Raw genomic sequence first — 22,103 nt, forward strand, 5'->3', positions numbered from 1 at the left:
GCTCGACAGTTGAAACGAAGTCAAGCGCCGCTCAATTGCACGAAGATTGATCGCGGATATGGGAAGGTTGGAAAGAACTATACGGACGTTTGCCGAAGATCGCCCGCAGCACATGGAAGGTTATTACGTATAGTCACAAGCTGCCTGTTGGTGGAGCATTGAAGACGGAAATGCGACATGCACCTCGCTGATGCTCGGCATACACCAACCTCGGCAAAAGAGCGGACAGCTCGGCGAGTGCGGCAAAGAAGCAGACCATATCGCGGACATCTCACACCTGGCGAGGCGCAGCTATCTTGTCAACGCGTATCGATCCCGACGCAACTTTCCCGTGAGTGCTGCCGTTGGTCCTTCAAGACACTGAGCCATGGCTCCGGCCAGCCTGTTGTTCGCAAGCCCATCCGGCCGAACTGTACCAAGTATTTGATTTACCTGCTCTTGCAGCGCTGCCCCTCCCCTAATCGGCGCTAAGGAGGCTTGTAAAGGATGGAACCTGGCTTAAAATGCCGCCGGATTTACCTGATCCAGCAAGCGCGCTTGGCCGCATCACTGACGGAGACGAGATTGTCCGGCCGTTCACGTGGGAGATCAGATCGATCCATGCGTGTCTCGAAGAACTTGCCAAAATCCGCGCCAATGTGCTCGGCATCACTGGGCCACGGTGGGCAATCCTGATGGCGGTGACCTATTTGGGCAGAGAAAAGGATGTACCGGTCAATCTGATGTCACGATTGATGCACGTCGACCCTTGCTTCGTGACGACCCACTCAAAGCTGCTAGAGAAAAACGGTTTCCTGCGGCATAAGTCCTCCGCGATGCCCGGATCGTGCAGATGTCGCTGACGGCCAAAACGCGCAAGCATCTCGCGACTTTGGCGCCACGACAGCAAGCGCAGGATGAGCTCGCTCTTGATGAATTCGGCGTTGAGCGATCAAGCGAGTTCATTGCCAAGCTTGCTACAGTGAGGCATCGCCCGGAGAGGGCCCGCTCTGGCATTCAGAAGACCAAACGCACGACCGTCGGAAATGGAGCTCGCTAACGATGTCGAGTCTCCCGTCCTTCGAGTATTTCTTGAAGCAGCGCGGTCGAAGGTGGTTGTGGTCCGTTCACAACGCCGAGGGCGCGCAGGTGATGACGGGTTCAGGACGTAACCGCTCCGCCGCCATCTATCAGGCTAACAGAGCGCTTTTTCAATTGCTGCTGAGCGCGCCATATCGCCTCGGAGCTCGAGCTAGCCGACAGGCTCGGCGGCGTCCGCTTACGCCCAAACTTTAGCCTGGCATGAGCTTCGAGGATGCTCCATTCGCGAGGTTGTTTCCATATGGCTAACGCGATCAGTCCGTTCGGCCCAGCGCGCCCAAGGCTGCCTCGCCGAAGCTGAAGAAGCTGCTGGCCGAACGGATGCTAGATTCGGCCCCTGCGGAGTTCCTCTGCAACTGGTCAGCTTCTCGAAAGCTAACGCGCCTAGCACTGGCGTTGTTTTGTTGGCTTCCCGCCGGCAAGTTATTCGGAGATTGAAGCCTTTACCGGCTTCTCAGCGCTTACGCCCAGATCTGAGCTTGGCTGCGCAGACTTGCGGACAGCCTGGGGTTGGGACGGAGAGCGGTATGGATGATTCACACTCCTGGCAGTTGCACAGATGGGTGCCGCGATTTCCTCAGAATGGCGAAATCCCGGCGGGCCAAGAGGGGGATGATGCGAGCCTGCAAGCAAGCTTTGAGCATCAGCTGTACCAGTTGCAATCTGGTTCGCGCGAGGACGGCGGTGGACAGATCCAGCGAAGCGAACTCGGCCCTTCACTGGCGATACCGGTTTGGCCCAATGCGCGGGACGACCTGTTTAGTGACGGGCGCTACACCTCGAACGCGGCGGCGCACGAACCAGCCGCCTCGCCGCAGAATGGTTCGCAGCAACCGGAATTAGTGAATACGGAGATTCGTGAGGGTCGCGCCAAGCGTGACCGCTCCGAACCCTTTGCTGAGGACGTAACACTCGTCTCTGCCTTCAAGAAGGCAGCCCGCGCCGCAGGCATGCCCGAGCCAAGCGTCAAGACAGCGGGAGCCAATCTGACCGGTTTGAGCAGCTGGCTCCGCCAGAACTTTCGGGCCCCCATAGCAAACCGATTTGGCCGCGATTCTCCCGGCCATGATTCGTTCGTGAGTGACGTTGGGGCCTATCTGAAAGATGGCGGCCGTTCGGCTGTCGTTGGGCTGCTGAACAAGATCGCCCCCGGTAGCCTCCCTTCCGCCGACGAGCTGATCGGGGAGCTCCCTGCCGAAGATGCAAACCTGCTGGCAAGGTTACGAGCAGACGGCGCGCGAAGAAAAATTCCCAAAACGACCATAGACAAAAGCTTCTATGGACTTAGGGCGTTTATGCGGTGGCTCCAGGCTAACAAGAAGGATCCTATCGCTACTAGGTTGCAAGGCGATTCATTATCCAAGGATCTTTCGACGTACAGGAGCCAGGGGGGAGACCCTCAATACCGCCTCAAATCGGCCTTGGAGGATCTCCCGAGGCTCGCGTCTGGGGGTGAAAACGCCGAAGCACGCGGACCCGGAACGCGTGCGATGGGGCGGCGCCGAGGTACGCTGGCTCCTCATCCCGAAGACGACTCCCTCATCCAGAGTGCGCTCAACCAAGCCTTGCACGATCTCAGAAGTTCGACTCCGACGCAGAGGCAGTCTGCCCAGAAGCGGGCTTCGCGTCTGCGTGGGTTCAGTGCTTGGCTGAAGGATAAGGGCGGAGAGAGCGTGATCGCCCGGCTCAATGGCCCTGAGCAGCAGCAGGGAACGTTGCAAAAAGACGTGACGACGTTCAGGCAGGCCAGAGGTAGAGTAGCAGACGCGGATTTATCGCATCTTCGGAGCTACTTGAAACTTATCGAAGCGAACCGGGCACTGGGCATGCAAGCACGAGAGCAGTTGACTTCGCCAGCTGTGCCGGACGCCAGGCGGCCCAAACTGTTGCAGGTGCTTCCCGCGCCCAGCCCGAGCGGGGATGGTGCGGCTTTTTTGAGCGAGGCAGTGCAAGAACCCGCGTCATCATCGGCCGCCAAGGCTCGCTCAGACACCTACGCTGGCCTTGAGTCCTTTGTTGACTTGAATCCGCCGACGCCGTTTGAATTGCGCGACGATGCTCACTTTGCGCCGTTGCCCGCCAGGGCTCGCTCAGACACCTTCGCTGGTCTTGAGTCCTTTGTTGATCTGAATGCACAGACGCCGTCCGAATTGCGCGACGATGCTCACTTTGCGCCGTTGCCCGCGAGGGCTCGCTCAGACACCTTCGCTGGTCTTGAGTCCTTTGTTGATCTGGATGCACCGACGCCGTCCGAATTAGACGACGACGCTCACTTTGCGCCAGCGCAGCCTGCCAGGGCACGCTCAGACACCTTCGCTGATCTTGAGTCATTGATTGATCTGAATCCGCCGACGCCGTTTGAATTGCGCGACGATGCTCACTTTGCGCCGCTGCCCACCAGGGCTCGCTCAGACACCTTCGCTGGTCTTGAGTCCTTTGTTGATCTGAATGCACCGACGCCGTCCGAATTAGACGACGACGCTCACATTGCGCCAGCGGAGCCTGCCAGGGCACGCTCGGACACCTTCGCTGATGTTGAGTCATTGATTGATCTGAATGCGCCGACGCCATCCGAATTGCGCGACGACGCTCACTTTGCACCAGCGCACTCGGCCGACACTCGGTCAGATAGTTACGGCGATCTCTCTATTATTGATCTGAATACGCCGCCCCCGTCCGAATTGGACGAGGAGGTTGATTCTGCGCGAGCATTTCCGGCCCCCACCTCCGCTGCTCAGATCGGAGGTTGGGACCCGACAGCCCCTTCGCGAGGCCCCGGACTGGTGCTCGGGGATGAACAATGGCTCGGCGACGAGCACATCCAGAGGGATTACGAGTTGCTGGAGCAGTGGTTGCAGGAGAACCATCCGGATCTCGCCGTCCGGACGCAGCTCGTGGATCCCCTTGTCGCCCACTATCAGATACGCCTGGCGGCCGTCGATGGCGAGGCACGAAGTCGATTTCAGCGCCTCATCGATCGAAATGGCGACGATACTGCCGACTTCCTGTTTCTGCCAATGAACGATGCCGATCGTCCTGATCAACGCGGCACCCATTGGTCGCTGCTGTTCGTTGATCGCAGAGACCGGCAACGGCCGGTCGCCTATCACTACGACTCCATCCGGGGATACAATGACGGCCGTGCAGCAGAGCTCGCAAGGCGGCTGGGACTCAGCCGGAGACCAGCCGAAATGGCCCAGCAGCAGAACAGCTATGATTGCGGCGTCTTTGTCCTGGACGGCACGCGAGCGCTGGTTCGGGGATTGGCAATAGGACAGCCGGACCTGCTGAACCTTAAGAACCTCAGGGTCAGCCGGCTGGCGCTGCAAAACCGGCTAAGGAGCTGAGGTCGGCTAGCGGCTCTCGCCGAGGCCGGTCAGGCCGGTGTGCTTGCGCTTGCGGAAAACCGGTCGCCTCGCGCCGTTACCGTGACCAATCGAGGGCCGGTGTAGCTCTCGGCAACGATCCGCTGCTTCTCTTCGAATATACAGTGGCGCCGAGCGGCCGTTGATAATTTCCAGCCGGGAAACCGTCGAAATAGGATATGATCAGTCATAAGCCTAGTCTTCACTCTCGATCATGCCGCGCCAAGCGGCCTTCGCCGTCAATGCCTCCTTTCAGGACTCAACAAAGATGACGAAGCACTGGAGCCCGTTCCGCGACAATGAAAGGCCAAGTGCGTGAAAAGCTCTTTTCACCGCAATTGGTAGGGCCAATTTGCGACACAGTTTCAATGGCCATAAAGGGCGGCCCGCGAGCCGCCCTACTGGGCTACTTACCAGCGCTCATCAGTAAGCTACCGCTGATGTCCGAGTCCGATTCCGAGATTCAAGGCCTTCTGGCGTAGCGCACCGACGCTGCGTTTGGTCATTTTTGCTATTTTTATGACCGGGGTCCGCGCCTTCGAATGGACCTTGAGCTCTTTGATATCTGCCTTGGTCCACTCGCGCCGCTTAACGCGTTTCTTGGTTTCTTTTTTCACCATGAATGCTCCTTTTGAGGAGCGGCTTGTAACATAGTTTTTTCGGAGCGACGACCGTAAAAAAGGCAATTTAGGAACTCGCGCCACGTTACAAGCTCGGTCATGTGTTCACAAGACAAGGCGTCTGGACTCGTGCAGCTGTGGAATTGTAAACTTCGTACAGACGCCGTGTTGAGAGGCTTCGTTATAATTGAATGCAGCCCCAGACTCCAGGTACGCCAGAGGTGGTCAGAGCGCTGAAGGACCCGGCAGAGTCCCTCGCCAGACGACGTCGTCAACCAATACGCAGGTTCTCCGCACTTATTTTGCTTGAACGACCGGCGTTCATCTCGCAACTGACCCGGGCGCCTTCCGCAAGATTGGTGTAGCCGGCCTTCTCGACCGCGCTGATGTGCACGAAGACGTCAGCTCCTCCATCCTCAGGTTGGATGAAACCATATCCCTTGGTCGCGTTGAACACTTCACAGTACCCATTGCCACTGCATTATCTCCAAACTGAATTTGCGCGATCTAATCGGAGTACGTCGCCATCAGCAAGGGACCGAGCGGCAAGCCGTCACGCCGATAGCCCTTTGCGCGGGCTCAATCGCTTGCCGGGGAGCGCTTTCTGCGCGCGCTCGTTCGCGGCTGCGAAGTCACCAGGGGCGGCTGCTCATCTTCAGGCACTTGCGCGATGTCCCGCTCAACCGGCCCCTGCATAGCACCTCGATCTAGCTGTTCGAGCGTCTCAAGAGCCTTCCTTCCCTCCTCGGAGATAATCCAGCACCCGGCCTCTCGCTCGATCAGCCTTTGGCCGAAAATATCGAGTTGGGGCGCGCGGCTCGCGATGCGCTTCATACGCGCCGGCCACTCTGGGCCGCTGCTATAATAGATGGCCAAATGCTGTTTAACGATTTCAATGCTCGCCCGCCCGTGCGGCTGGCCGGCAAGTATCTTCAGTATGGACAGCTGAAAACTCACGCGCGGACGCCATCGACTCAAGGAAAAGCTCCATAATACTTATCCTGAGGGAAGCCGCAGCGCCGTGCGCCGCTTTTCAAAAGAAACCTTGCTCCTTAAGCCTAATGAAGCAGGATACCCACTGCCGTCGACGCGGTAAGCAAGGCTCTCGACGGCATCGGCGACATCCTGCCCAGAGTGTTTCGAAGAATGAGTCAGCGTAGATAGCCGCGTTGGCTACGCGTGTGACGAAGTCTCAACTGCCGCACTCGACCGATTTGAGATCAAACTACGTCGGTGGTAACCGCGCTGTTGCACATCTTGGCGAATGACATCGCTCACTGAACGCACCGCCCGCTTCTTTCGCTTCCAATTGCCGTCCAATCCCGCGGGGATCGCAAAGCCTCGCGGAACGACCAAAAGGTCGTGTCTTCCGTTCAAATAAATATCGAACATGTCGTCCCTCGTTTGATACGAGCGTAGATCGCCGGTTCATCCATTTGGTGACATCGAAGCAACAGTCGCGTTTAAAGACTCTACGCGAGTTTTCTCCGGATTTCGCCCGCACTTGAGCGTGCATGCCGCAGAGCGCGCCACGATATCGAGTGCACCAAAGGAAGACAGAGCGGAGGCTCTGGTCCGCATTGGCGCGAACAGGCGGCAACAAGCGCCGCAGGGCCTAACCGTTATCCACCAGTCACGCCTCTCTGGCGGCTTTGAGACGGCAGAATGTAGTACACCAAGGTGTCGGCGCCGAATGCGGACAGATGAAGCTCACGTGCGATCGCATTGATGCCCTGCGGGCTCAAGTAAGCCGGTTCGGATGTCCGGGACAGGCTCGCGCGTAACCGGCTGAGCAGATTTCTAATCCGTCAAGGACATTGATATGTGCAGATTGGCCAAGCATGCGTACCCTTCGAAACAGCCATAGCTGCCGCAGGCAGACTTGTTTTTGACGTGAATCAAACAAGACCGATGTGGGAGCAAATGCTTCGATCCGGATGGCCCTGCCGGTACGACGCTTGGCGGAGCGCTGCAGAGCCAGTTGAACGGCAGGCCGGCAAACCCTCCAGCAAGGTCCGCTTAGGTGTCGCGAGACAACAGGGCGCCTGCCGAATTGACCAGCATCACGGCACGACCCTGTCCGGGATCACGCCTAGATTCACAGATTGGCCCCACAATTCAATTCGCAGACTTCCCTCGCCAAAGTCAGCTAACCACCCCATGCCGGCGGCAATGCAGGCGGGGTTCGAAGCTCTATCACATCGGCGAAGACTGTCCAATCGCGGACACTCTTTTGCTTGCAGAAATCGGTCTCCGCCTGCTGTGCAGCAGCACTCAGCGAGTCGGCATCGACCTTGAACGCTGCCTGACAGGCACGATGTTCGTGGCCGGTATCGTCACAAACGGTCTTAATGAATCGAACGTTAAATGAAGGCATGGCACCCTCTTGCCGTGGGTTTGCTTATCCATCATTCTGCCATTCGCGCCACAAGAGTATTTGATCTGCCTCAAGCGGCATTCCCAAGAGGTTGTCCGCTCCTGCATCGAGATAAGCTCGAGACTTTGGCAGCGCGACGCGAGCGCTCCTGTTGTCCCGCAGACCAGGCGATTGCTATCTGTCCAGTTCGGCGGATCGCACTCTGTTTTGAGCCGAGGGACAGCGCCTTCTGGTCTGCTCATGCCCTCGACCGACAAAATTGAGGCGATGATCGAGGAATGTCTCGAAGAGACGATTGAGAGCAGCATGCGCCGTCACGCCGAGATGCCGGCTATTGATCTCTATCGATCCCATACTTCTCGAGACGCCGCGAACTTTGCACACGATACTTGGTGGTCTCACGAGGCATTGCCGCAAACACCGGATCATTGCGCCAATCACCGGGCAGAGCCATTTCTGACGCGCACCGGCGGGCGGGGGCTATCGACGGCGAGACCTACGCGCACGTGATCGTGGGGCCAATGAGGCGAACGCCCCGATCTCGCTTCTGACGGTCCACCCTGCCGCCGCGACAGCAAAGCCGATGATCAGGCTCGTCGCAGCCAACGTTTCGATAAGCCCAAGGTTCAGGACTTCAGCTCCAAAGCCTATGGCTGGGATCAGCGCCGGCAAGGCTACCGACAATGCGAGGCGAGCGATCAATTCCCATCCGCTTGCCGGCTATCGCGGCATTGAGGACAAATGCTGTCGTGGCCCATTCGCGAGCGGTGCGCCTCAAATCAACCCGGCTCCACGCTGGCGTGTTGCCGGACCAACGCGAGGCCCTGGCGGATCGCCGGAGTTGGGACATGTCGCCTGCCAACGCGGGCCTGTCCGGCTCGCAGCGGCCGCTCGAGCTCGGCCATTCTGGACACGCATCAGCTCTTTTGACCTGTATCAATACTGCGGCGAGTGCCTACTGATAGAAGCGATCTCCCAGTCCAAGGTCACACACATGGCAGACAGAAAGACTTGGCGCCCCATCACCTTTTCATGTCCAGATACCGGCGACCGAGTTCAAGGACTGCTGCCGGACGCACCCGAGTCGCGTGCCGATGACCTGTACCCGATAACCTGCGCCGCGTGCGATGGTGTCCACTTCATCGATCTGCGGACCGGCGCGATGATCGGCGCCGAGCGCAGCTAGGCCCATCCGAATGGTGTCAAGCGAATTCTGGCGTCTTCCCGTTCTCGCTTGGGGATGCCGCCCCGCTCGCAAGGGCGCGGCTGACGTCATCACAACCCAACGCCCCACGCTGACGCCGTGGGACAAGGAGATTTCTCACCAACGAAGGATGTTCGACATGACAGACCACGGGGACATTTGTCCCGCCGCGGGCCAGCTTGCGGGAGCGGCAGTCCAGTTTAACTTCTGCAGAACAGCGATTAATATCAACCGCCGAGGTCTTGAGCTGATCCAGATCGAATCGACCGAAGCCCGGGAGTTGTTTCGCCGCGCCAATCCTAATATTTCGGTTGGCGAGCGGATCATGTCCCGGCACGATAGGTTCCACGGCGCCACGGCCGATAAAACCCCGGCCGCGGCTGACGCGATCGAGACCACGCGCCGCCTGCCCAATATTGGGCTGAGCTTGTTCGCGCGGCGACCAAGCGATCTCGTCCGTCGTGTTCAGAAGGTTGCCTGAATTTGTCAGCCGGCAGCGATGAACACCGTCCAAGATCCAATGGCGACCTGACCTGGGAGCGGCTCGAAACGACGCCGCCCTTTGATCGGGATCTGGAGATTGCCGTGGTCGAGGATAATACCATTCACCGGGTGGTCTTTCCTTGCCGCCGGATCTTCGGCGGCTGGATCAAGGCCAAGACCGGAGAACACGTAGCCGTGCAGCCGACGCACTGGCGCATCTGGCCCAGATAGCGGCGACCATCCTGCACAATAGATTGGCGCGAGTTGAGGCGCGTCTGCCTCCGGCGGCCTCTCGTGGGAAACAATGTAGAGTCGATCGAATGAGAGGGTCTGCCAGGAAACATGTCCGACCACGTCTGGTACGGCTATGGCACTGCCGCGGCAGCCGCCGCGCTGGCTCTCGTGCTGCGCCTGGCGCTAGATCCATAACTTCAGGAACGCACGTTCACGAACATCTACCTTCCGTCGTCGTTTTTGCCGCTTTCGCCGCGGCCGCGGACCGGGAACTTCGCTACCCTGCTCTGCCTCGTCATCACCGTGGCGTTTCTTGCGAAAGGTCTTATCACCGATTCCGCAAACATGATCGATATCGCGGAATTCGCGGTACTTGGTCCCCTCCTTGGCTTCGGGGGCAATCGGCTGCGGCGGGAAACAGAGCAGGCGCGGTATGGGCTAGACCATCTGCAGTTGAGCCTAGATACCGTGCCGGAAGCCATGATCGTGATTGACGAGAAGGACATCATTCGCTCCTTCACCGCCGCGGCAGTGCGTTTATTTGGTTGGTCTCCGGACGACGTGGTCGGAATGAATGTATCGAGGTTGACGCCGCAGCTCTACCGCGCCGAGCACGAGCGCTACATTAAACGTTATCTGACCAACGGCGAGCGGCACATCATCGGCATCGGCCGCATCGTGGTCGGCGAACGGAGCGACGGCTCGACCTCCGTCGGTGAGGTCAAAGTGCGCGGCGAACGGTTCTTCACCGGTTTCATCCGAAAACGCATCAAAGGGCGGGCGCAGGAACGGCGGTTGCAAGAGCTGCAATCTGAACTCGTGCACGTGTCGCGGCTGACCGCCATGGGTGAGATGGCATCGTCTATTGCCCATGAGATCAACCGGCCGCTCTCCGCAATTACAAACTACATGCGCGGCGCAGAGGCTCTGCTGGCGCCCGATAAGCCGGACACCAACTGCATTAATGATGCACTCGAACACGCCGCCCAACAGGCTCTGCGCGCCAAGGATATCATCAAGCGCCTGCGGGAATTCGTTGCCAAGGGCGAGCACACTGTGGAGACTCCGCTCACGCTCCTTGAAGAAGCTGTGGCTCTGGCCCTCGTCGGCCCCAAGGAGCAAGGCGTACGCGTGATGATCCGCAGCGATCGCGATCTGCCTTTGATAGTCGACGAGATCCAGATCCAGCAGGTTGCGCTGAACCTGATACGCAATGCAATCGAGGCCATCGCTTCCTGCCCGCGCCGCGAATTGACCGTCGAAGTTGCCAAGGTCGACAGGTTTACCGTTGCTGATAAGGGCCCCGGCATCAGCCCTGGTATCGCCGACCGCCTGTTCCAGCCCTTTGTCACGACTAAAAAGCATGGCCTGGGTGTGGGGCTATCAATTTGCCGGACGATCGTCGAGTCACATGGCGGCCACATCGTCGCGGAAACGAATCCGGGCGGCGGCACGATCTTTCAGTTCACCCCGCCATTTGTGGAGGTTAGTGAAGAGACATGATTGGGCGGCGCATTCTTGTAATCGACGATGACGCCGCGATGCGGGACTCGCTTGCGTTTCTGCTTGATGTTAACGGTTTCTACGTAGCAACCTATGAGACGGCGACCGCGTTTCTCAATGACGTCGCGAGCGGTCCGGTTGACTGCATTGTGTCAGACATCCGCATGCCGGGTATGAGCGGGCTCGAACTGGTCCGCAAAGTGAAGGCCGATCGCGTCGACTGCCCCGTCGTCCTGATAACTGGTCATGGCGACGTATCGCTCGCAGTCGAAGCGATGAAAGCGGGTGCGGTCGACTTCATCGAGAAGCCGTTCGAGGAGGAGGTGCTATTGCGCGCGATCAATAGTGCTTTGGAAGCGCGACCAACAAAGCCAGCCGATGACGCAGCGAAACTGCAGGCGGAAGCCCGCCTCGCGGACCTCTCGTCGCGCGAGCATGACGTCCTGCAGGGACTATTAGCCGGCAAGATCAACAAGGTGATCGCCCATGATCTCGGCATCAGTCCCCGGACAGTCGAGGTCTACCGTGCGAACCTCATGGCCAAGACCAATGTCCGCAGCATGTCCGAGTTGATGCGGATCGCCATTACGGCGGGACTCTAGCAGCAGCGCAAATGACGCGAATGGCCTATTCATGCATTCAAGCTGCGCAATCCAGACGACGAACGGAGGGTTTTCGGGCGCGCCGCGCCGAACCGATCATGTTTTCGGTGACGGCTACCGATGCAACGCACGCGATGCTGGTTTCTTGCCACCGGACCATCGCGAGAGCTGCTGCCTGCCGGTTTGATCGTGCTTAAACAAAATCACGGCGGCGTATGAAGCAGATCAATTGCGCCGGCCCAGGTTTGTGCTCCGATGGGCAGCAGGTCTATCACCCCGGAGAACGGCATAGTTCGGCAATATATTGGTCCATCCTCCCACGGAGCTCCCGGTGCGGGCTGTAAACGGTCCGATTTCCTTCGCATTGGGCATGGGTGCGCATCTTGGCGCTGTGGCGGTCGGTTACGGGAGGACCATTGTGCGGTCATTGCGCTCGGCTGGGCGGCAGTCACTTCGGTCTTCGAAATCAAACGGTCGCGTGCGTTGGAGCGGGCCGAAGCGGCACTGCGGGCACGGAACGCCGGCAGCCAGGCCGGCGGCCCTGTTTGGTACCTGCCATGGATTTTCCATGGCGCTTTTTCGATCAGACGAATTCGGATTTGCTGGCGCGGCCGCCGCCGTGCGGCCCGCGCGTTGCAAGACGCGATGCCGCTGCTGTGTAAAGCAGACGCCCCGTCGTCGCGACCGCCACTCCGGCAGGGTGCCGGCGGAAAGCTCCACCGCCTGTCTGGGTCAGTATCTTGCAAAGCCGGGGCTTTCTGCAAAGGTCGTCTCAGACATCCCGGTCGGCGCAGCGCGCCCTCCTATCGCTTGCGGCGGACGCAAGCCTCGACCTGCTGATGATGGGTGGATACGGCCGCTCTCGGCTGTAAGGCTGTTCGGCGGTATCGCGGGAGATATCCTTCGTGCAATCACCATCCAGTCCTGATGTCGCACTGAGGGCAAGAATTCCAGATGCGGTCAGAACGCCGTCGCAATCGGCGCAATAGCGACGCCAGGCGCGCGACCAGGAACAGGAGTGCCGTCTGTCCGGGCCCTCACGCGTTCGTCGGCGCCCCATCGACGAGGTGCGGGCGAACCCGCCATCATGCGACACTGCTTCGAACGCTACACGCTAACGGTCGAAATGCCGCATGACAGTCTGTCATCGGCCATCCGACGATGCCCCGAGCTCAGCTTCAAGCCAGGCCAAGTCGCGATTTCCTCCCGTTTCAAAAATCGCTGGAGAGCGGCAAGCTGGCCGTTGAGCCAGGTCAATCTGTCACGCGAGCCGAATTCTATGATCCGGGTCCCAACTCGGTCCACATGCGTACGTATCGGATGATGTCCAAGCACGTCGTCCACATCGGCCAGCGTAGATCGATCAGGATGCCGTCAATATCCGCTTCGTCACACGGCCCATCGATGCTGATCGGGACTCAGAGTCACGGCGTCCGAACAAGACTTCCTGCGGCGAGCCGAAAGTGGCGGTCGACGACAGCGTTCGGCCTGGCTGGAGTTCTTCACGGGTTCGGCCGTGCGCTTCCGACTGGTTCCATGGACGCGGCTGACGAAGCCAGCATGCAGCTTTCTAATCCGATTTGAGCATGTTTGAGCAACCAAGGGACAGCGCCGGTTCAAGACGCCCTCCTCCACGGGACCTACGTGTAAATACTTAGGGGCTTCTACCTAGGGGAAACATCCAAATTTCCCAGTTCGTCAGGAGCAGCCAATTTGCGTCCCATCGACGTTCGCAAGATAGGGTCCGCCATGCACGCCCAGGCCCCCAGGTTTACCGAGACCAGCCGCCATCCGACCAGGGTCTTGCGTGGGCAACCTCATGCGTGTGGACCGTTTGGCATGATTGCGACACCGATGCGGTTCACTCGCAATAGCGAGATCTACAGCGAAGACGAGGCGGCGGAATACCTGTATCAGGTGGTCTCGGGCGCTGTGCGAACCTACAAGATTCTGGAAGACGGACGCCGTCAGATCGGTGCGTTTTATCTGCCCGGCGACATCTTCGGCTTCGAGGCCGGAGGAAGTCATATCTCTTCGGCCGGAGCGATTTGTGAGACACAGCTGCTGCTGGTGAATCGTACCGCCCTCATTGTTCGCGCCAGTCACGAGAGGGAGCTAACACGGCAGCTGTGGGACGCGATGGCGCTCGAACTCCGCCGCTTTCAGGAACATATGATGCTCCTGATCAGCAGCGCTGAAGACCGGGTCGTGGCCTTCCTGCTCGATATGTCTCGCCGCGCTACGAAGAACGCTGCCATCGAACTGCCCATGTCACGGCAGGATGTTGCCGATTATCTTGGCTTGACGATCGAAACGGTGTCGCGCACGTTTACCCAACTTGAGCAGAATGGCGTGATCGCCCTGCCGACCTCACGCCGAGTCGAGCTGCGTACCGACAGATTGCCCAGGAGCTTTGTGCAAAACTTCGGCTAAGTTCATTTACGCCAGCTCGAATTGAATCGCGCTACTTTTTTGCGCCGAACAGCGCGGACAAATTGCAGCGCAGCGAAGGACACCGAATTCGGCTTGGGCGATCTGGCAAATTGTAGAAACGCTTCCAGCCTACATTGTGCCTCCAGGAGTACCGCAATGATCATCGATCTTTTGCTTCGCGAGCATCGCAATATTGATCTGCTTCTGGTCGCTCTTCAACGCGAATTGGAGATTTTTGAGAAAGGGATTCGTCCCGACTATGAGGTCATTCGCGCGATTATCAGCTATTTCGAAGTTTACCCCGAGGTGTACCATCATCCACAGGAAGACTTGATTTTTTCCAAGCTCAAGGCTCGCGATTCGGATGCAGCTGCAATCGTCGGCGATCTCGCGCTTGAACATCAGGAAGTCGTCGACCGTTTGCACCACTTCGCGCAAGCTATTGACGCCATCCTCGCCGATCGTGAACTCCTTCGGCAAGACGTCGGCAATATCATACGCGACTTTATAGTACGCGAGCGGCACCACATGATATGGGAAGAACGAGATTTCTTTCCCGCCGCCCTGACGGCTCTCTCGGCTCAGGATTGGACCGAAATCGCCTCCGCCCTCACCGATCATGGAGATCCGCTGTTCAGCGAGACAGCGGCAGCGACTTCCGATGCGCTAAGAGCGCATATTCTGCAATTGGAGCAAGAAGCTGAGGCCGAACGGGGCTCGGTCGCGTTTTCGTCCGCCAAGGCCGGCAACCCGCGACACGGCGCCGAGACGGATGGGGCGTATTGACCGCTGCCGTTTCACAGCAGGGAGTGGACCTCATGCTCATCCTGTCGAAATGAAAATGGGGATGCTCGCGGGCGCGTAGGCTGCCGTACCGCCAAGATGGCTTCTGCACAATATGATCGCTTCCTCGACCACCGGTGCAAACGGCATGGCCGAGCCTTCCCGAGCTCTGGTTCCGGCACGTTCCACAATGTGACCGTCGCAGGTTTGGCATGCGCAGTAATATCGCGCGAAACGGACGCCTCTCATGTCCGCCGACCGATAAGGACGAGCGATTGCAGCGGCGCGGGTGCGGCGAAACACTTCCACTCCTTGAGCCCCGCCCGGCACGCTCTGAACCATCCGAGCGCAGCCGGTTCGACTCACTGCACGCCAACTGGACGTCGATCGCCTGGCGCAGTTCTGGCGCGATTGGATCACAACGATCTATGGGGCTCCGCATCGTAAAGGATGCGCATTCCTGGCGTGTGACCGCTTCATCGCGATCCAAAATACGATGCATGCGGCGTGCGCATGCCCTACCAAATGCGCTTTGGAGTGGCGATCAGCAAACCAGATATTTTGAGGCAGCGCAAAGCTTGCCCGGTCTGCGTCCGATAATCGGACCCAGAAAGCAAGAAAGGCGTCCGAATGCGACCGGACCTGGCACAATCCTACGGGCAGCATCGCCTACCGCGCTACACTAGCTATCCGACGTCCCCGCATTTCTCAGCGTCAGTTCGCGAGTTGGACTATCAAGCGTGGCTCAAGTCCTTGGGCGGGCAACAATCCGCCTCGATCTACGTGCACGTGCCATTTTGTCGAAGTATGTGCTGGTACTGCGGCTGCCACACGTCGGTCACGAAACGCGACGAGCCGATCGCGATCTATGCAGCTGGACTGCGCACTGAAGCCTACCTCATTGCAGAGGTCGTCGGCCAACGACAACCAATCTCTCGTATTCACTTCGGGGGTGGCACCCCTACGGTCATGACGCCTGAAACGTTTGCTGATCTGGTCGGTTCGTTACGTTATTCGTTCGCCGTCCTGCCTGATGCCGAGATCGCCGTGGAGATCGATCCACGCATGTTGAGCGAGCCGATGGCCGAGATGCTTGGCTATTGCAGGGTCAACCGGGCGAGCCTTGGCGTCCAGAGCTTCGATCCAGTTGTTCAGCGGGCCGTCAATCGTCTGCAGAGCTTCGAACAGACCGCAACCTCGGTCGATCGGTTACGCCGCGCCGGCGTCGGCCGGATCAATTTCGACCTGCTCTATGGCCTGCCCCAGCAGACAGTCGCGTCGTGCCCGGACACTGTCGCCAAATGCCTCGAGTTGCATCCGGACCGGTTTTCGGCCTTCGGCTACGCGCACATTCCTGCGTTCAAGAAGCATCAACGCAAGATCGATGAATTCACTCTGCCCGACAGTGTCGAGCGCTATCTCCAATTCGAAACGATCGCGGACGCTTTAGTTGATGCTGGATACGTACGCGTCGGCATCGATCACTTTGCCCTGCCGCACGAAAGTCTTGCCCGGGCGAGGCGGGAAGGCAGGCTGAAGCGCAACTTCCAGGGCTATACCGACGATTGCGCGGACGCCCTAATTGGTCTCGGCGCCAGCGCCATCGGGCGCATGCAACAAGGGTTTGTCGCGAACGCTGTCTCGGCAAAGGACTACCTTGCTCGCATCAGCGAGGATCGGCTCGCCACCGCGAAGGGCTATTTGCTGACGGATGAGGATCGCTTCCGCGCCGAGATCATCGAGCGAATTATGTGCGACATGGCAGTCGATCTCTCCGAGACATCCCGTCGTCACGGTCTGGATCCGAAGCTCGCCGTCGTCGATCGTTCTCGAATCGACAGCCTTATCGCAGATGGCGTCGTGGTGATTGACGATGGCCGGCTTTCCGTAGCTGGTGGCGCAGAGTTCCTGGTCCGGAGCGTCGCATCGGCGTTCGACGCTTATCTTCCTCGGTGCGGGGCTACACACAGTCCGGCGGTCTAAACCGGCTGCGCCGAGCCGAGTCGTGTCGGGTCCGAAATCGCCGTCACTTAAATGGCCTATCTTTGGGGCAGGACCACACTCACGGCTGAGGAGCACCCTATCGGCACCCGCCACCTTCAAGCCCATGACATCCTCTGCGTCGTCCGCTCATAGATCTCAAACAGAGGCCCAAGCCGAAAACTGACTATGGGGTGGAACCGGTCGACCAAAGACCGCCTTAAGCAGGGTCCAAATCAATAGGAACCGCTCATGCATCGGCTACGTTTGCGAGATCCTTGCAGCCGGGTTTTTCGTATCGTCGCGCTGATCGAGCATATCGTTACAGGCAGGAAAGCGCACCAAGTTTGCGGTTGGTGCCCGTCCATGCGGCGACCGCCTGGCATCATCGCCCCTCGTTGCTTTCGGCAAACCGTTGCGAACGTGCTCATGAGCGACAAACCTTGGTGTAGATTTCTAATCTCGGGCTATATCGGTCGCATACCACGGCATAATTGAATCACGCTGAGCTTGTGCTTTAACTTGGCTTAGATTTTCGGCGAATGTCCTCGCCGTGATCGAACCGTCGGCCTCCCTCTCTCCGCCGATGGAAGTCCGCGCGATGCGTCAGCGTCGCTCCTCCTAGACCTAACTTCCGCCCGGCCCGCTAAGCGCGGCCGGGCTTTTTGTGTTCCCAAGGCTCCCTCGAAATTACTGAGAGCGCAAATGACTACAAGCGGATCAGCTTTCTCGAGGAGAGACCCAAGCCCGGGATCAACGGCCTCGCGGATCGGATGCAGCGCGCAGTTCGCGGGCGGCAGCGACCATGTTGGCCAGCGCCGGCCGAACCTCCTCCCATTTGCGAGTCTTCAGGCCGCAGTCCGGATTGACCCAGAGCTGCGAATCCTGCAGCCGTGTCCGAGCCAACGCGATCAGCTCCTTCATTTCGCCCGTCTCGGGAACGCGTGGAGAGTGGATGTCGTACACGCCCGGCCCGATCTGATTTGGATATTCGTAGTTCCTGAATGCGTCGAGTAGTTCCATTTTCGAGCGCGACGTCTCGATCGAGATGACATCCGCGTCCATTGCAGCGATCGCACCGATGATGTCGTTGAACTCCGAGTAGCACATATGCGTATGAATTTGCGTTTGATTGGCGACGCCCGATGAGCAGATGCGGAAGCAATCCACGGCCCAGTCGAGATAAGCCGTCCACTCCGATCGACGCAACGGCAATCCTTCGCGGAGTGCCGCTTCGTCGATCTGGATCATGGTCGCACCAGCATTCTCGAGATCGCGGACTTCGTCTCGGATCGCGAGCGCAATCTGGCGGCAGACCTCGCTTCTGGGAATATCATCGCGGACAAACGACCAGTTCAAGATCGTCACCGGTCCGGTCAACATCGCCTTCATCGGCTTCCTGGTTAGTGATTGCGCATAGCGCCACCAATCCACGGTGATAGGCTTCGACCGCAAGACATCGCCAAACAGGATCGGTGGCCTGACGCAGCGCGAGCCGTAGGATTGCACCCATCCGTTCCTGGTAAATGCGAAGCCGGCGAGTTGCTCGCCGAAGTACTGCACCATGTCATTGCGCTCAAATTCACCGTGCACGAGGACGTCCAGACCGATGTCCTCCTGCCAACGTACGGCGCGCGCAGTCTCCTCCTTGAGGAACCTGTCGTATTGCTCGTCGCTCATCGCGCCTCGCGCATGCGCCGCGCGGGCATTACGGACCTCTGTGGTCTGAGGAAACGATCCGATCGTCGTGGTCGGAAAAGCCGGTAGTCCGAAGCGATTGCTTTGGATCTCGGCACGACGGGCAAATGTGCTGGCGCGCCGGCGCATGGTCTGGTCGATAGCTCTCATCCGGACAGCGACATTGGCATCACGGATCTTCGGCGAAGTCCGGCGGACGGTCGCGGCACGTTCCGACTCGGCAAAGGCTGGCGCAACATTTTGGTCGCCCGCGAGTGCACGCGCCAGGATCGCAAGCTCGCGCATCTTCTGAACCGAGAAAGCAAGCCAGCTCTTGACGTCGGAAGCGAGACCGGTCTCGAGTTCAACATCGACCGGCACATGAAGCAGAGAGCAGGATGGGGCGATCTGTACACGATCCTTGCCGAGCTTCGCAATCGCGGGTTCTAGCCGCTGGCGCAGCGACGACAAATTCGACCGCCATACATTCCGGCCGTCGACGACACCGAGCGAGATGACGAGATCACTTCGCCCGCCGGCAATGATCTGATCCAATAACTGTGGCGCTCGAACCAGATCGAGGTGCAATCCGGCAATTGGCAGCCTCAAGGCGGTGTCTAGATTGTCGCCGAGGTCGCCGAAATAGCTGGCAACCATGATCTTCATGGCCGGGCCCTCCTTGGCGAGCCGGTCATAGGCATGTAGCAAAGATTTTCGCGACCCCTCATCCAGATCAAGAACCAGGCAGGGCTCGTCGAACTGAACCCAATTTGCCCCGCGTTTGGCCAATTCCTGCAGAACCTCGATATAGGCCGGTATCAGATCATCCAGTAGTGAGAGTGGCAGGAACGCAGGATCGGCACTCTTGCCGAGCTTCAAGAATGTAACCGGCCCGATCAGGACAGGGCGGGTCTGGAAGCCAAGGGCCTTGGCTTCCTCATACTCCTCGATCGGCTTTCGAGAGCGCAATCTGAAAGTCTGTCCCCTGTGAAACTCGGGGACCATGTAGTGGTAGTTGGTATCGAACCACTTGGTCATCTCCTGCGCGGGTGCGCCAAATCCGCGCGGTCCGTGACCGCAACTCGCACCCTGGTCGTCGCATTGTGAACCGCGGGCCATGGCGAAGTACGTCTTGAGCGAAACGGATTCGGTTTTCGAGGCGTAGATCTCCGGGATAGCGCCAACCATGAGACTTGTGTCGAGCACCTGGTCATACAGCGAGAAATCGTTCGATGGAATGACCGTGACGCCGATAGATTTCTGACGAGCCCAGTTCGCGGCACGCAGGCCAGCTGCGTCCTCGAGCAACTGCTGTTCGCTGCTTTTTCCGGCCCAGTAGCTTTCTAGAGCGAGTTTGAGCTCGCGCCTGGGACCGATGCGTGGCGTTCCGAGCGTGGCAACCGGAAGAGAGAGAAGAGACATAGCGTTAACCCGATGTTGGGGGCAAAGGCCATGGCGGACGCAGGCAGGGGAAGTCGCGCGGTGCGACGGCTGCTTGGCGCACCACCGGGACACCCCGCCCGTGGACGAATATATTGTCGGGGCAGGTCTCCTGGCTCGCGGGTCATCGCTGCTGTCCGGCCTTCCCGAAGCCGCGCAGGCTTCAGTGACATCGTTGGACAGCGGCTCGCCGCTCACAGTTGCGGGGGCAGCGCCGGCATTTTCACCGGCTTCCCTCTTAGCTCCGGATCAAATGGAAACCGGAGAACCTCGACGACTTGGATTATCGGCAAGAGAACTCTTCCGTCAACCTCTCAGATTTGTCTCAAGCTAAATGCTGCGACATCTGCTACGCGAATGGCCATGCATCTCTATCGTTGAGACGATGTAGAAGCGCTCTCCAATCAGCGATATCGGAATGACCATCGGAGCTGCCCGCGGCCCGCACGCCGGATAGGTGGCAGGGACAAATGCGGCTTGCGCGGTCGGGACTGCGGCCTCGAGCAGAACGCATTTGATGCGAGTCCCGGCTTCCGAGCGGTTCTTCGAGCACGTCCGCCGTCCAGCCGCCTTCTCGACCAACAGGATCCGTGTTGAATAGGCCCAAGACACCTGGCGAAGCCAGCAACAGACCCGGCGAGCACGTTGATTTGCGGTGCCAGCCCGACTCCAAATGCTCGGCGGTGAAGATCGGCTTCGCGTCGTTGGCCATCGTGTGCAAAGCGCACCTGGCTGAGGCTGCTCTCGAATTCCGGAGCGCCGCATGTCGCGAAAGGCGCGCCAAACGCGCCAGGGCCCTTCGTCGCAAGTGCCCAACGGCATGGCAGAGATCGAAAGCCCATATTCCGGCAACGATACCGAACCAAACGGTTCAATGGCGGCAACGTGCTCCCAATTCTCATCAGGAACTTGGCACCGAGGCGTTCCGCTGCGCCGTCGAATACCCGCTGCGTGCGAGGTTGCATAAGCCGCGATGGATAGGCTGAATGGAAACATCGAGACGTGGGCAAGTCGGAAAGTCGACAAAGAGGACATAAAACCGGTGCGAATTGCCGTCTATTACGTGGCACGAAGAATGCAAGTCCTCGGCATGCCCAGTCTCCTCCTGCTGGGCAGGTCCAGCACAGCAAATTGAGGCTGTCGCTGGCAACTGAAGTTAGCGGCGCGCGACATAGAGGGGAGCGCATGCTCGCGCGGGACCGGCGGTCGCCCCGTTGCGTCGCCGCTAACTTCTTGCGCTCGCGCATAACAGGTTGAAGGTTGCCCGCTTTGGAATGATGTGTGGATGAATAGGCCGACGGTTATGAAGAAAATGTCTCGAAGACGCGCGCTATGGTTTTGTCTCGGTCGATCACTGATCTGCCTGGCCGGGCTGGCTGCGACGAGCAACAGTGTTCGCGCCAACGACAGCGCGCCTGTCGAAAGAGTCAAGTCAACGTGGCGAGCGCAGGACGGTGAGACAATAGAACAAATTCTCTCCAACGTCTCGAAGGTGGCACACTTCGTCCCTCGAATGTGGGGCGTCGCTGAAGGAGTTGACCAAAGTGAATATGTTTTCGTTTCGTGGACCAGGCACCGGGACAATAAATCAGACGAACAGTACGTTATCGCTTGGAAGATCGCGCTCGACGGGACGATTGAACTTGCGTCGACCTATGCAAAGCCGATGGAATTGGGCTGGCGCGCCCTGGCGCTCTCGTTGATCGCCAGTGAAGTCAAGGCTGGCGAAAGGGACGCAAATCTTCGCTTTCTGCATGACCCGGCCAACTTCAACTTTGTGACGACCAAGCAAGGCCAGCTCGGCAATCTTCTGCGGCAGGGCCGCTGCACTATCGTTGAGCCTGTTGGAGTGGACTACTTGCCGAAGCAGAATGACAAGCCGACCGAGAAAGGTGATCTGTGGCGCGTTCTGCTTTTGGTGAACTGTGATATCCCAGGGCCCCGTTTTTTTACCCACAACGGCGTCATCACTTTCGAGAAGAGCGAAGGACAAGATTGGGAGCCGCAATCCCCTTTTGCCGAGCGTATCGCGGCCTATCCTCCTGGCTCCTGGTTCACTCGCATGGAGCCAAGGAACGGGAAGAGTTAAAGGGGCGGGAAACGTCTCGGTAAATGGTCGCGCAGGGCAAGATCGCGCCGCAGCTCCTTTAGCGCCGAACGCCTCAGAGCAACTGCAAGACATATCAGCTCTAAAGTCGCGGTGTTTACGCCTTCGCAACAGTCGCGAGCCTTTCCCGCAGCCTTCAGCCCATCATCGGAAAAGTCGGGCAGCACGATTGGGCTCGACTCTTTCCGCGAGGAGTCGAGCTCAACGGCGCGTGC

At 58.9% G+C, this 22,103-nt stretch carries 14 protein-coding genes, 1 pseudogene and 1 riboswitch; of the genes and pseudogenes, 9 read left to right on the forward strand and 6 right to left on the reverse strand.

Going from position 1 to position 22,103, the window contains the following annotated elements; all coding sequences use genetic code 11:
* Positions 1–503: 503 nt before the first annotated feature.
* Together BLV07_RS49110 and BLV07_RS33920 are read left to right on the forward strand one after the other, a co-directional pair.
* Positions 504–842: a hypothetical protein gene (locus BLV07_RS49110; RefSeq protein WP_244551295.1), complete on the forward strand. Its 339-nt coding sequence runs from the start codon at positions 504–506 to the stop codon at positions 840–842.
* Positions 843–1,607: 765 nt separating this feature from the next.
* Complete coding sequence (locus BLV07_RS33920; protein ID WP_244551296.1) at positions 1,608–4,427, forward strand: Ulp1 family isopeptidase; 2,820 nt, start codon at positions 1,608–1,610, stop codon at positions 4,425–4,427.
* Between the two features lie 449 nt (positions 4,428–4,876).
* Here BLV07_RS33920 and BLV07_RS33925 read toward each other — a convergent pair whose 3' ends face one another.
* The 4 genes and pseudogenes from BLV07_RS33925 to BLV07_RS33945 form a co-directional block, all read right to left on the reverse strand.
* On the reverse strand, positions 4,877–5,065 hold the full coding sequence (locus BLV07_RS33925) for a hypothetical protein (RefSeq protein ID WP_091894617.1): 189 nt from the start codon (positions 5,063–5,065) through the stop codon (positions 4,877–4,879).
* Positions 5,066–5,336: 271 nt separating this feature from the next.
* Positions 5,337–5,542: pseudogene (locus BLV07_RS33930) on the reverse strand (cold-shock protein).
* A 102-nt stretch (positions 5,543–5,644) separates the two neighbouring features.
* Positions 5,645–6,022 carry a hypothetical protein gene (locus BLV07_RS49115; protein ID WP_244551297.1) on the reverse strand — a complete coding sequence of 126 codons (378 nt, stop codon included), beginning with the start codon at positions 6,020–6,022 and terminating at the stop codon, positions 5,645–5,647.
* 1,192 nt (positions 6,023–7,214) lie between these two features.
* Positions 7,215–7,442 carry an LYR motif-containing protein gene (locus tag BLV07_RS33945; RefSeq protein WP_091894623.1) on the reverse strand — a complete coding sequence of 76 codons (228 nt, stop codon included), beginning with the start codon at positions 7,440–7,442 and terminating at the stop codon, positions 7,215–7,217.
* Positions 7,443–8,785: 1,343 nt separating this feature from the next.
* Here BLV07_RS33945 and BLV07_RS33950 point away from each other — a divergent pair.
* Entirely contained in the window at positions 8,786–9,127 is a 342-nt protein-coding gene (locus tag BLV07_RS33950; RefSeq protein WP_143035569.1) for a hypothetical protein, read from the forward strand.
* 5 nt (positions 9,128–9,132) lie between these two features.
* On the opposite strand, the gene BLV07_RS47920 is transcribed toward BLV07_RS33950, so the two are convergent.
* A complete protein-coding gene (locus BLV07_RS47920; RefSeq protein ID WP_176945935.1) occupies positions 9,133–9,339 on the reverse strand; it encodes a hypothetical protein in 207 nt (68 codons plus the stop codon).
* A 369-nt stretch (positions 9,340–9,708) separates the two neighbouring features.
* Here BLV07_RS47920 and BLV07_RS33960 point away from each other — a divergent pair, with 369 nt between their 5' ends.
* The 5 genes from BLV07_RS33960 (at position 9,709) to hemN (ending at position 16,667) form a co-directional block, all read left to right on the forward strand.
* Positions 9,709–10,866: a sensor histidine kinase gene (locus tag BLV07_RS33960; RefSeq protein ID WP_244551298.1), complete on the forward strand. Its 1,158-nt coding sequence runs from the start codon at positions 9,709–9,711 to the stop codon at positions 10,864–10,866.
* A complete protein-coding gene (gene fixJ, locus BLV07_RS33965) occupies positions 10,863–11,468 on the forward strand; it encodes a response regulator FixJ (RefSeq protein ID WP_091894629.1) in 606 nt (201 codons plus the stop codon). Before BLV07_RS33960 ends, fixJ begins: the two co-directional genes overlap by 4 nt.
* Positions 11,469–13,307: 1,839 nt before the next feature.
* Entirely contained in the window at positions 13,308–13,901 is a 594-nt protein-coding gene (locus tag BLV07_RS33975) for a helix-turn-helix domain-containing protein (protein ID WP_091894631.1), read from the forward strand.
* Between the two features lie 156 nt (positions 13,902–14,057).
* On the forward strand, positions 14,058–14,687 hold the full coding sequence (locus BLV07_RS47925) for a hemerythrin domain-containing protein (protein WP_176945936.1): 630 nt from the start codon (positions 14,058–14,060) through the stop codon (positions 14,685–14,687).
* 627 nt (positions 14,688–15,314) lie between these two features.
* Complete coding sequence (gene hemN, locus BLV07_RS33990) at positions 15,315–16,667, forward strand: oxygen-independent coproporphyrinogen III oxidase (RefSeq protein WP_091894637.1); 1,353 nt, start codon at positions 15,315–15,317, stop codon at positions 16,665–16,667.
* Positions 16,668–17,417: 750 nt separating this feature from the next.
* Here hemN and metE read toward each other — a convergent pair.
* The gene (gene metE, locus BLV07_RS33995) at positions 17,418–19,763 is read right to left on the reverse strand and encodes a 5-methyltetrahydropteroyltriglutamate--homocysteine S-methyltransferase (protein ID WP_091894639.1); all 2,346 of its coding nucleotides are present in this window, start codon (positions 19,761–19,763) and stop codon (positions 17,418–17,420) included.
* Positions 19,764–19,866: 103 nt separating this feature from the next.
* A riboswitch (cobalamin riboswitch) is annotated at positions 19,867–20,069 on the reverse strand.
* A 997-nt stretch (positions 20,070–21,066) separates the two neighbouring features.
* On the opposite strand from metE, the gene BLV07_RS34000 reads away from it, so the two are divergent.
* Positions 21,067–21,870 (forward strand): nodulate formation efficiency C protein, encoded by an 804-nt coding sequence (locus BLV07_RS34000; RefSeq protein ID WP_244551299.1) that lies wholly within the window; start codon positions 21,067–21,069, stop codon positions 21,868–21,870.
* The last annotated feature ends 233 nt before the right edge of the window (positions 21,871–22,103 follow it).

The sequence above is a fragment of the Bradyrhizobium sp. Rc2d genome (assembly GCF_900099855.1).
Classification (GTDB): domain Bacteria; phylum Pseudomonadota; class Alphaproteobacteria; order Rhizobiales; family Xanthobacteraceae; genus Bradyrhizobium.

Excerpts from the sequence above, each read along its gene's own strand:
- hemN (WP_091894637.1), top strand. The coding sequence starts at position 15,315 with ATGCGACCGGACCTGGCACAATCCTACGGGCAGCATCGCCTACCGCGC.
- BLV07_RS33925 (WP_091894617.1), bottom strand. The coding sequence starts at position 5,065 with ATGGTGAAAAAAGAAACCAAGAAACGCGTTAAGCGGCGCGAGTGGACC.
- BLV07_RS33960 (WP_244551298.1), top strand. The coding sequence starts at position 9,709 with ATGATCGATATCGCGGAATTCGCGGTACTTGGTCCCCTCCTTGGCTTC.
- BLV07_RS33950 (WP_143035569.1), top strand. The coding sequence starts at position 8,786 with ATGACAGACCACGGGGACATTTGTCCCGCCGCGGGCCAGCTTGCGGGA.
- BLV07_RS49110 (WP_244551295.1), top strand. The coding sequence starts at position 504 with ATGCCGCCGGATTTACCTGATCCAGCAAGCGCGCTTGGCCGCATCACT.
- fixJ (WP_091894629.1), top strand. The coding sequence starts at position 10,863 with ATGATTGGGCGGCGCATTCTTGTAATCGACGATGACGCCGCGATGCGG.
- BLV07_RS34000 (WP_244551299.1), top strand. The coding sequence starts at position 21,067 with ATGAATAGGCCGACGGTTATGAAGAAAATGTCTCGAAGACGCGCGCTA.
- metE (WP_091894639.1), bottom strand. The coding sequence starts at position 19,763 with ATGTCTCTTCTCTCTCTTCCGGTTGCCACGCTCGGAACGCCACGCATC.
- BLV07_RS33920 (WP_244551296.1), top strand. The coding sequence starts at position 1,608 with ATGGATGATTCACACTCCTGGCAGTTGCACAGATGGGTGCCGCGATTT.
- BLV07_RS47925 (WP_176945936.1), top strand. The coding sequence starts at position 14,058 with ATGATCATCGATCTTTTGCTTCGCGAGCATCGCAATATTGATCTGCTT.
- BLV07_RS33945 (WP_091894623.1), bottom strand. The coding sequence starts at position 7,442 with ATGCCTTCATTTAACGTTCGATTCATTAAGACCGTTTGTGACGATACC.
- BLV07_RS33975 (WP_091894631.1), top strand. The coding sequence starts at position 13,308 with ATGATTGCGACACCGATGCGGTTCACTCGCAATAGCGAGATCTACAGC.